The organism is Pseudomonas sp. P106(2024) (genome assembly GCF_057480815.1).
The window spans coordinates 1-214 of sequence record NZ_JBLIYU010000078.1 but is presented as its reverse complement, the minus strand read 5'-3'; the positions used below and the strand labels follow the sequence as shown (position 1 = coordinate 214).

The window sequence follows — 214 nt, the reverse complement described above, 5'->3', positions numbered from 1 at the left end:
CATCGTCAACAAGATCGAATCGGTTGCCGGTGGCGACAACTTCGAGAAGCTGACCCTCGGCGACAACACCGTCACCACGACCGTGACCGATGAACCTGGTACTGGTACTCCTGGTACCGACAACCAGGGCGACAAGGTCACCGTCACCATCGTCGGCAAAGGCGATGTGACCGAAGACCAGCAGCCGGCCTTCACCGTCAAGGTCAGCCAGAAA

General features: G+C 58.9%; 1 protein-coding gene. It reads left to right on the top strand.

Annotation, left to right across the window (positions count from 1 at the left end):
- On the top strand, nucleotides 1-214 hold a 214-nt coding region (locus AC25M7_RS25570; RefSeq protein ID WP_486971650.1), incomplete at both ends, for a hypothetical protein.